The organism is Fulvivirga lutimaris (genome assembly GCF_009711525.1).
Taxonomy (GTDB): domain Bacteria; phylum Bacteroidota; class Bacteroidia; order Cytophagales; family Cyclobacteriaceae; genus Fulvivirga; species Fulvivirga lutimaris.
This window is the reverse complement of sequence record NZ_SMLV01000267.1, coordinates 1-9,357: the sequence shown is the minus strand read 5'-3', so window position 1 is coordinate 9,357 and position 9,357 is coordinate 1. Positions and strand designations below refer to the sequence as shown.

The window sequence follows — 9,357 nt, the reverse complement described above, 5'->3', positions numbered from 1 at the left end:
GAACTATCCCTCCACACCTTTGGTATTCATAGCCCTTACGGCACGTTCAATACCTGCCGGTGTTAATGGGAACATCGGCACCAGCTCCTTCATCACCTGAATGGTGTAGGTATGTGGCCAGTATCTCAACGGCTCAGGGTTGAGCCAGACGCTCTTTTTAAATTTTTGAATAATGGATTTTATAGAATTAATGCTGAAGGAGTTGAGCTCATAAGGTGCCATGGCTGCATCTCCAATAAAGAAAACACGGTAGGTTTTACTGTGCATTAATAGCTTATCAACGGTGATAGATTTAGTCCTGCGCTCATCAACATAAACCCGATCATAAATAGTATTGTGGAAATAATACACCTCTAAATCATGAGCAAATCGGGTTCTCATTTTTCTGAACAAGCTTTGCACACTGCGTACATAAGGTGCCATCGAATATCCGCCATTGTCAATCAACACGATAACCTTTAGCTCCTCATTCTTCTCATTAGTAAGCTCAGGTATAAATAATCCTCCTCTTTTAAGGCCAGATTTGATGGTTTGAGGCACATCTAACTTTTCAGTGGCACTTTCCTCAATTACGCCCTTGATGGAAGCCAATGCAGCATCAATATTGTTGTCATTTAATAAAGCATCGCGGTCAATCGGGAAATAGTTTTTATCACCCATTACCTTTCTGGCCATTTTGCCTCCACCTTGCCCTCCAACACGAATACCATTTTTTGCAGCTCCGCCATGTCCATAAGGTGAAATGCCTCCGGTACCGATCCAGTGACTGCCTCCGCCATGCTGCGTTCGCTGCTGCTCACGCACTTTCTCCATTCGCTCCAGCAATTCCTCCAAAGTCAAATCAGAATAATCTGCCATTTTATCCAACACACGCTCCGTTGGTTCATGGTTTGGGTCTATTGGATCTGTATCTTCCTGATCAGGATTATCCTTATCCCATATCTCCTTGCCGTTGATTACTTCTTTGATATCATAGCTCGTCAAATGCACCTGATCTAAAAAAGTAGTCACCAGCTGCTCATCTGTTAAATCACGATCGGCCTCATCCAGGAATTGTGTTTTCCATTTCTCAAAAGTCTCTGAGCGCAGAATAGCATCTTCCAGTGTTTGTCCGGGTTTGATAGGCACATAAAGAAAGTACTCATAATAGGCCTTGGTAAACGGACCAATATCTGCTGGTTCTTTTACGATTATTCCCTTCAATACATTATAAATATCTCCCAGTGTTTTGATCAACCCTTTCTGCATTGCTTTGCGCAGCAGCAGCAGGGTGCGCACATCGGCCTTTAAGCCATGTGCTCTAAATCGTTCTGGTAGAGAGCTAAGCATATCAGTTTAATCGGGATCCGCCAAAAGTATCATCCGCACCTATCATTCTATTTACACGTTCCATATCGGGTTGTGTTTTTATCAAGGCGCCAATTCCCTCGAGGCCTTCAATTTTCTTCACTGCCTCCTTGGGAGCAATATCACCCATGTATTTTAACCAATTGAGGATTTCTCTGGTCGTTGGTGCTCTTTCTAAACCTAACCTGCGCAGATGGTAAAAAACGTCAAGCGCTACACGCACCACCCGCTCATCTAATTTAGGATGGTGTTTTTCAATAATCTGGCTCATCACTTCCTTGTCAGGGAAGTCAATGTAATGATAAATACATCGGCCTTTAAATGCCGTTGGCAGCTCCTGCTCACGGTTTGAAGTTATGACAATGGCCGGCATTTCTTCTTCAGATATTTCTATCACTTCGCCAGATTCCGGCATGATAAACTTTCGGTGGCTTAAGGCATATAGCAAATCATTCGGGAACTCTCTCGGTGCCTTGTCAATCTCGTCAATCAGCAACACAGAATTGGGCTTACTGAAAGCTACAGCTGCTGGACCTTTGACTACATAATCGCCTAAAGCTTCAGGGTTTCTACCGCCAGTGGAAAGTTTGGTTTCCAAACCTTTTTCCTCCCGTTGGGCATTCAAAATTTCTATTTGAGAATCGCGGAGGTATTTCACATGATCGAACCTCGCCACAAACTGCTCCACATTACTTTTAGAACCTACAGGATACACTTCCAAATCAAGGCCTCTGTCTTTTGCATAATGGATGGGCAAGTCAGTTTTGCCTGTACCAGGCTCCCCTTCTATCAAAAGCGGCATGCCGAGCATACGTGCCATATGAAATGCCTGTGCCAATGCAGGATCGCAAAGGTATTTTTCTGATCCTGTCCAATGAGTTGTTTCTGCCATAGTTTTAATAAAACTGTTTGAGGTGATTTTGGTTCATTCCTTATAATCAAATTTATAGAAATTAACTTGCTCAAGTTCTTCAAGAATTTCAAGTACCTTATTCAGGAAATCTGGGTCCAGTCTTTTTCTACTCTTCTCTAAATTTTTCCATTTTATGATAATGTGCTCATCACAATCATGCATTCCAAACCCTCCACCAAGCACATCAGCAAGGGCATCAAGGTTTCTACCTATTTTGTAATTTAATCCTTGAGTAAAGTGCTTCTCCACATAGTCATAAAATCCATTCTTTGAACTGAACTTTACTCCGTCAATTGTGTATTCGGCTGACATTTCCATTATGATAAAACTGAACTAATATTTAGTTAAGCTAATCATTTCTCCGCTTTGATTCAAAGACGACAATTTTATGAATAACAGCAATACTGAGAGAATTTACTACCCAATTAGGAGATTTCTCCCTCGTGTCTCAGTCGAAATGACGAAAGATTAAAGATCTTCTGACAATCCAAAACCTTCGACCTCCACAACATCGCCAGATTTCATGTCATTAAGATGAATATTACCAATACGGACACGCACTAAACGTAAAGTGGGAAAGCCTACAGCAGCACTCATTTTTCGTACTTGCCTGAACTTGCCTTCATTCACTGTCACGGCCATCCAGCTTGTTGGGCCATGGCGCGCATCGCGTATTTTTTGTGTCCGTGGTGGAAAACCTGGTTCGGAATCTAAACGAAACGCTTTGCACGGTAATGTCTCATAGGTTTCCCCTTGCAAAGCAATATCGACTCCTTTCTTTAACTCTTCAATGGCTTTATCGGTAATTATGCCATCCACCTGAATATAATATTCCTTTTCTACCTTCTTGCTCAGCACCTGATGACTAACCTTACCATCTGTAGTCAATAATAACAATCCTTCTGAATCCTGATCCAATCTGCCTATTGACATAGTGCCTTCCGGAAAATCATGCAGCTCTCCCAAAAGTTTTCTATTTCTTCTCCTTCTCTCATTGTGTACAAATTGAGAAAGATAGCCGTAAGGTTTATGGATAATAAAATGGCGGTGTTTGGTCATTTTTAATAATAATAGACGACAAAAATGCCTTATTCCTCTTTCCCCAAAAGTTTGAGGAGCTTTTTAAAATCCTTTTTCAATCTATCACTAACCTTTTCAGAATAGTCATCTTTTATTGAGGCAATAGTTTCACTTCGTTTTTCTTCAGGAATTTTCTCAATCAATGCCGGCCCAAACTCTTTGATATTATCTACAAGTAATAAGTCCATTTCCTGATTTTGGTTCTCAATGAATGTACTCACAACATAACCCTTTAAAAAAGTCTGCACACCGCCAACAGCTTGATTATAACCTCCCATGCGGACTTCATAAGAAGGATCATCTTTAGACAATGTTTCAATAAATTGATTGGCGACCTGTAAAAGGTTAACAGATTGGTAGCCCAAAATGGCCATGAGTTTGGCCTGATCTGAAGTAATAGCTACTGTAGAATTAGGAATGCTCCATTTTATAAATTGAGTGATTTGCGTATACACAGGTAAAATCAGCCCGGCCCTTTCTTCTAAAGTAGCATCATCAGACACTTTAGGAAACTGTGCACGATTGTTATATAAATACTCCAATAATGCAGGCTCTAAACTGTCCAATTGTTTTGTTTGTATCAAACTCTGAATTCTTCCCAATTCAGCTATTGCAGATTCCTGATCATATTGGGTAGTATCATCCTGAGCGAAGGATAGTGAAGCACAAAAAATTAATAACAGAAGTGAGTAAACCAGTTTTCGCATTTTTCTTATTGTATAGGTTTTTGTTAAAACAGCGAAACTAACTTGAACCTTCTCTAAAAACAAACCTCAGAACCAGATTGAGTCCTGACCTCTTAGTGAGACATTTTCCTTTTACTGCAGCACCAACCCGTGGTACAATTTCGCCAGAGTTTCGGATGCATTGGCTGTATATCCAGGGTGTACTTTTGACATTTGTATGATTGTACTTCTGGTAGATGTCATCCACCTGAAGCGAGAAGCAAGATCAAGTTCTGCGATAGCGCCACCCTCCTTTTTACCCATACAAATTTGCTCTATGGCTTTAAGGTTTTCTTTCACACAATCCAAGTCCAACTCAGGTGAAAATGCCAGTAGTCGTTGAGTATCCAATTGATACTTAGCTTCCAAAAATCGTTCTGCCTTACAATAGAGTATCACACCTACATTAATGAATTCTTCGCGCTCTACCCTGGGCACAACACGAATGACCGCATAGTCAAATAAGTTTTTGTCGTGCATTTTGGGCTTCTTTTATAAATATTTCAGCGTGCTGCATACGCTCAATCAAAAATATAGCATAGGCATTTCGATATTCTTCTTTAGTCTCAAAAAGGCTGTCATCACTTAAAAAATCATCGGGAATCAAGGATACAATATCCTCTATTACTTCTCTGGTCAGTATTTTTTTGGCAAACTCATCGGCTTCTTCCAACTTTGTAGCCTGCTTCAATAACACATGGTTCTGCACCAATGCAAAAGGTGTTTTAATATGCTCACGCCAATTACTCCAATTGTGATGAAAATAAAGGGAGGCTCCAGGGTCAATCATCCATAACTCTTTCTTCCACATTAGCATATTGGTATTGCGATGGGTGCGGTCAATATTTATGAGTAAACAATCAAGCCAAAGTATCTTTGAAGCCAATAATGGGTCCAATGTAGTTACAGTGGCATCATAAGTAATGGCTCCTGATAAATAATGGACGCCAAGGTTGAGCCCAACACTGAACTTTAACAGATCCTGAATCTCTTCATCACCCTCGCTGCGACCAAATCCTTCGGCTAAATTCATAAAAACCAATTCGGGCACTTGCAGTCCGAGTACACGGGCCAGTTCACCTCCAATGAGGTCAGCGATTAACGCATTGGTACCCTGCCCTGCACCACGAAATTTAATGACGTACAAAAACCCGTCATCGGCTTCAACAATAGCCGGCATAGATCCTCCCTCACGAAGAGGTGTCACATAACGGGTGACGTTCACAGTTCTAATTTCGACTTTGGTCATGCTCATTTGGTAATAATGCTAACTGAAAGTTGTAAATATAAAACTAGATATGGCTTTTTACCCGATTTAACTTAAAACAAAAGACCCTGATCCCGGCTAGGCCAGGATCAGGGTCTACTTTCTATTATCTCAATTATTTACTTTATTCTTCGCATCTGGGTCTCTCCAATAAGCCATTTTCTTTCTATCACCGGATTACCCACATAGTTAATTCTCCCTTCACCAAAATGAACCACTTCTAGAAATTCAGTGGCATTGATATTAATGATATTTTCACCAAAGCTTTTAGATTTAACTGCGCTGCTTTCAAAATTTTCAGCATTGATCTCATTCTCACCATAAGTGTTGTATATCTGGTTATAGGTGCTCCCTGAGTTAATAGCAAATTTGTTTTCGCCATATAATGCCACTTTAAAACTGCCAGTGTTTACGTTTTTCAGCTCAATGTCATTCTCTCCGTAAGCTATTAATTTCAGATTTCTGGATGATAGCTCACCTTCACAAACTAAATTCTCCTCGCCACGCAAGTCGATTTTCTTAAGCGAAACATAAGTGATTTTTGCCTTTACTTTAGCCCAGTTATACCTTCTCGGCAAATCAAAGTCTCTTTTAAAAAGCCTGAGGTTAATCTCTGCGTCTTCCAGGAATACGTGCAACGTATTGCCTCGCACCTCAGCACCAAGTTTGTCTGATGATATACCATCATAAGTAAATTCAATTGCTTCCTTATCTCCTTTAACAAGAGTTACATCTATATAAGGGTTGATGATAATCTTTTCGAAGCTGTTGAGCGGTAGCTCCAGTGTCTGTGCCATTGATGCTGTCGAAAAGCAAATTATGGCAATTAATGTTGTGTAAAATTTATTCATGATTTTGACCGTTTGCTTCTAAGATGGCATTTACGAACAAAAGGTTGCATAGGTTGAGAAAAAAAGTTGTCAGCTACAACATAGAGATTTCGCTAAAAGCAGGAATGACAAAAAAGAAAAGGCCAACCATAACGGTTGACCTCTTCACCAATAAGAAAATTTATTGCTTAGGGTTTTCTTATATAGATATTTCCAAATTCTGATTTCAATTCCTGAAGGGCCCCTCCTCCATTAATATCGCATGATACCCAATCCCATTTACCTGGATGGTCACCGTATTCAAGCGTGGCAAATTTTTGATCCAGATCAGTATATTTTCTTCCAAATTTTGTGCCCGCCTTAATGGTGTTTTTAGCAGAAGGCACCTTGATATCCACACCGCCAAACTTAGAATGCACGGAAAGCTTACCATTATACTCATTAACTTCAACCATTCCATATTTACTATAAATGTCTAAGTTGATATTTGAAGGCACATAGACTACAAGCTTGATATCCATAATAACCCCGTGATTCATAAACTCATAGCCATTGGATCCTTTCTCATCTAAAAACTTGACCACCTCCGGACTGTTTCTATCATCAGTGTTAAAGAAATATTCCTGACCGCCCGCCTTTATCATTATCTTATGAGGCAAATTGTCAAAGTTTTCAATATCTGATTTTACCCTGATAGATCCGCTAGCTTCATCCACTTTAAGTTTAAAAGCTTCATCATCCTGACCTTGATTAATGCTGACCATAGCCTCAATCTTAATCTCATTTTTGTCCCAGCTGCTTACCTGAATAAGTTCTGGCCAGGTGAAATCCAATGACACGTTCTGCCCATTTTTGGTAGCTATTGTCTTGTCAATTTTGGTTTGGCAAAGGGCAAAGTTTCCCACCCCAGCCAATATCATTAGGCTGATTATGTATTTCATAATTCAATAAGTTAGTGTTCAAATGGTCCCTTCAGACCTGAAGGACCTTGACTTTATTTTTTTCTCAGGTAGATGCTACCGTGTGTAGAAGATATATTCATGCTCACACCACCACCACTCATCTTACCATTGACTTTGTTCTGGTTGTAGCGCTTCATGCTTTCTGCATTTTTCTCAATTTCTATATCCAGGTCTGAATAAATTTCTCCCCAATTGGTACTTATCGTGAAGTTAGCCTTCGTGCCAGAAGGTATCCCTAAATCAATATCTCCATGAGCTGAAACTATAGAAATCGGGTTCGCCTGACTCACTGCGCTAAAGGCTCCATCAATATCACCATGCACCGTACTTACAGTCATTGGTCCAGTTACATTATCCAGTCTTACATCACAATGTGTAGTTGTCACTTCAATTTCGCTCGTAATGTTCTTAAATGACACGCCCTTGCTATAAACTGACCCATTTTCAAAAACGATGGTAACTCCTTTTGGCACCTTAATGATATACTCTCCCGATCCATTTCTGGATATTTGGCTTACAGTTGCACCACCAGAAGTCTTTTCAACATTTAATCCAATGCCGGTATTGTCCTCAAGCCCCAGACCATTTATCAATCTTAGGCCTTTGGCGCGCTCAGACTTTTCTCGATCGTTATCACGGTTTGTAATTACTACAGAACCGTTTGAGCTTGCTACAAATTCAACTTCATCAAGTTCTTTTACTATCAGTTTGCCTGAGCTCATATCCAGCTTATACTCATTCGAATTCTGGGCGTTTATCTGCCCAAGTCCTAATGTTATTGCCAAACACGTCAGACCTATAAATTTTAATTTTTTCATCTTTTTAACGTTTAATTTTTTGTTGTTCTTTTGATTTTGAGATTGCCCCGGAAGGCTATTGTTATAAACTCGAGTTTCTATGATAATTTGAAGATTCCATAATTAGCCTCATCTCTTACGGCTTCCATGTTTTCTTCATCTTCTGTGAGCTTTTTAAGCGGCTCAATCGCTCTTTTTTCTTTTAGTTGTACCAATAAATTGATTAACACTATCTGAACTGCCGGCTTATCCTGAGTACTTAAGGACTCGATCAATGCCTTGCGAACATTTTCTTTATCTGCATATCTGCTCAATGCCTCAAGTGCCGCCAACCTCACATTAATATTTTCATCTGTATTTAAGGTTTTCACAAAGGCCTGGACAATGTCATCATCCATAGCTTCCATAGAATAACTGGCATTTACTGCACCCAACCTTGAGCTTGCTGATTGGTCATCAAGAGAATTTAATACAAGTGCCTTAGTAGCAGCCATTTCATTTCTCAGTTGATCTATTTCATCTGTATTTCCTTTGTTCATCGAAATGCCAAGAATATAACCTACAGCAAGTATGGCCACAGCAGCAGCTATCTGATACCGTCTTTTATTATTTAATCCTACATTCATAGGTACCACCTTAGTTTGATTTTCAATTTCATGATCAAGAAACTGTTGAAAATCTTTTCTTAATGATGCAGGAGCTTCTAACTCTTTGTCATTATTCATCAGCTCATTCAGCTCAGCATACTTTTCATAAGTTGCTTTCCATTCTTTGTCTTCTTCTATATGCTTTTCCACATACACTTTCAATTCACCGGATAGGTAGCCATCTATATAATCGTTAATTAACTCAGTCATCTTACTTTCCTCCATGATTATATTTTTTCGAGCTCTAAATAGTTTTCTTTCAACTTGCCTAATGCGCGATGAACCTTGGTCTTTATAGCACCAACTGAAGTCTCATAAATGCTTGCTATTTCTTCATACTTCAGCTTCTGAAATTTGCTCAGCATTAATATTTCCTTCTGCTCTGGTTTCAGCTTATAAAGTGCGATATACAATAATTTCTGCCTTTCATCTTCCACCATCTGATCATCAATAGCAGTCATTTTCCGATCCATTATTTCAAGATTATCATCGCTAAACATCATCCTGTTTTTTCTATAATGGTCAGCATATATATTTCGGGCTATCCTGAAAATCCAGGACTTAAAAACAGCTCCGGTTTGATATGTATGCTTATAATGTATCATCCTCATAAAAACATTCTGTGTGAGGTCATGACCAAGGTCTTTATCCATGGTTATCTTCACAAAAAAATTGTACAGGTGCTTATGGTAGCGATCAAATAGCTGAGAAGCCTTATTTAGTTCTCCGCCTCTTACCGCTTCCATCAGCTGCTCATCAGTAAGTGTTTTTTCCACTAATTATAATTTT

General features: G+C 39.5%; 12 protein-coding genes. All 12 read right to left on the bottom strand.

Features of this window, described 5'->3' with window-relative positions:
• Window positions 1–3 precede the first annotated feature (3 nt).
• Window positions 4–1,329, bottom strand: coding sequence for a hypothetical protein (locus E1140_RS04075; protein ID WP_155179324.1), 1,326 nt, complete (start codon window positions 1,327–1,329; stop codon window positions 4–6).
• A gap of 1 nt (window position 1,330) precedes the next feature.
• Window positions 1,331–2,239, bottom strand: a complete 909-nt coding sequence (locus E1140_RS04070; protein WP_155179322.1) for an AAA family ATPase — start codon at window positions 2,237–2,239, stop codon at window positions 1,331–1,333.
• A gap of 33 nt (window positions 2,240–2,272) precedes the next feature.
• Window positions 2,273–2,572 carry a barstar family protein gene (locus E1140_RS04065; protein WP_155179320.1) on the bottom strand — a complete coding sequence of 100 codons (300 nt, stop codon included), beginning with the start codon at window positions 2,570–2,572 and terminating at the stop codon, window positions 2,273–2,275.
• Window positions 2,573–2,728: 156 nt separating this feature from the next.
• Window positions 2,729–3,319, bottom strand: a complete 591-nt coding sequence (locus E1140_RS04060; protein ID WP_155179318.1) for a pseudouridine synthase — start codon at window positions 3,317–3,319, stop codon at window positions 2,729–2,731.
• Window positions 3,320–3,348: 29 nt separating this feature from the next.
• On the bottom strand, window positions 3,349–4,047 hold the full coding sequence (locus tag E1140_RS04055; RefSeq protein ID WP_155179316.1) for a hypothetical protein: 699 nt from the start codon (window positions 4,045–4,047) through the stop codon (window positions 3,349–3,351).
• Between the two features lie 111 nt (window positions 4,048–4,158).
• A complete protein-coding gene (locus tag E1140_RS04050; RefSeq protein ID WP_155179314.1) occupies window positions 4,159–4,545 on the bottom strand; it encodes a DUF3037 domain-containing protein in 387 nt (128 codons plus the stop codon).
• A complete protein-coding gene (locus E1140_RS04045; protein WP_155179312.1) occupies window positions 4,523–5,320 on the bottom strand; it encodes a HipA family kinase in 798 nt (265 codons plus the stop codon). The genes E1140_RS04050 and E1140_RS04045 overlap by 23 nt, the downstream gene beginning before the upstream one ends.
• Before the next feature lie 131 nt (window positions 5,321–5,451).
• Complete coding sequence (locus tag E1140_RS04040) at window positions 5,452–6,183, bottom strand: GIN domain-containing protein (RefSeq protein WP_155179310.1); 732 nt, start codon at window positions 6,181–6,183, stop codon at window positions 5,452–5,454.
• Window positions 6,184–6,350: 167 nt separating this feature from the next.
• On the bottom strand, window positions 6,351–7,103 hold the full coding sequence (locus E1140_RS04035; protein WP_155179308.1) for a hypothetical protein: 753 nt from the start codon (window positions 7,101–7,103) through the stop codon (window positions 6,351–6,353).
• Between the two features lie 53 nt (window positions 7,104–7,156).
• Entirely contained in the window at window positions 7,157–8,023 is an 867-nt protein-coding gene (locus E1140_RS04030; RefSeq protein ID WP_343034138.1) for a DUF4097 family beta strand repeat-containing protein, read from the bottom strand.
• Window positions 8,020–8,793, bottom strand: coding sequence for a HEAT repeat domain-containing protein (locus tag E1140_RS04025; protein ID WP_155179304.1), 774 nt, complete (start codon window positions 8,791–8,793; stop codon window positions 8,020–8,022). The genes E1140_RS04030 and E1140_RS04025 overlap by 4 nt, the downstream gene beginning before the upstream one ends.
• Before the next feature lie 2 nt (window positions 8,794–8,795).
• Entirely contained in the window at window positions 8,796–9,344 is a 549-nt protein-coding gene (locus E1140_RS04020; protein ID WP_343034137.1) for an RNA polymerase sigma factor, read from the bottom strand.
• Window positions 9,345–9,357: the final 13 nt, after the last annotated feature.

Excerpts from the sequence above, each read along its gene's own strand:
- E1140_RS04075 (WP_155179324.1), bottom strand. The coding sequence starts at position 1,329 with ATGCTTAGCTCTCTACCAGAACGATTTAGAGCACATGGCTTAAAGGCC.
- E1140_RS04070 (WP_155179322.1), bottom strand. The coding sequence starts at position 2,239 with ATGGCAGAAACAACTCATTGGACAGGATCAGAAAAATACCTTTGCGAT.
- E1140_RS04065 (WP_155179320.1), bottom strand. The coding sequence starts at position 2,572 with ATGTCAGCCGAATACACAATTGACGGAGTAAAGTTCAGTTCAAAGAAT.
- E1140_RS04060 (WP_155179318.1), bottom strand. The coding sequence starts at position 3,319 with ATGACCAAACACCGCCATTTTATTATCCATAAACCTTACGGCTATCTT.
- E1140_RS04055 (WP_155179316.1), bottom strand. The coding sequence starts at position 4,047 with ATGCGAAAACTGGTTTACTCACTTCTGTTATTAATTTTTTGTGCTTCA.
- E1140_RS04050 (WP_155179314.1), bottom strand. The coding sequence starts at position 4,545 with ATGCACGACAAAAACTTATTTGACTATGCGGTCATTCGTGTTGTGCCC.
- E1140_RS04045 (WP_155179312.1), bottom strand. The coding sequence starts at position 5,320 with ATGAGCATGACCAAAGTCGAAATTAGAACTGTGAACGTCACCCGTTAT.
- E1140_RS04040 (WP_155179310.1), bottom strand. The coding sequence starts at position 6,183 with ATGAATAAATTTTACACAACATTAATTGCCATAATTTGCTTTTCGACA.
- E1140_RS04035 (WP_155179308.1), bottom strand. The coding sequence starts at position 7,103 with ATGAAATACATAATCAGCCTAATGATATTGGCTGGGGTGGGAAACTTT.
- E1140_RS04025 (WP_155179304.1), bottom strand. The coding sequence starts at position 8,793 with ATGGAGGAAAGTAAGATGACTGAGTTAATTAACGATTATATAGATGGC.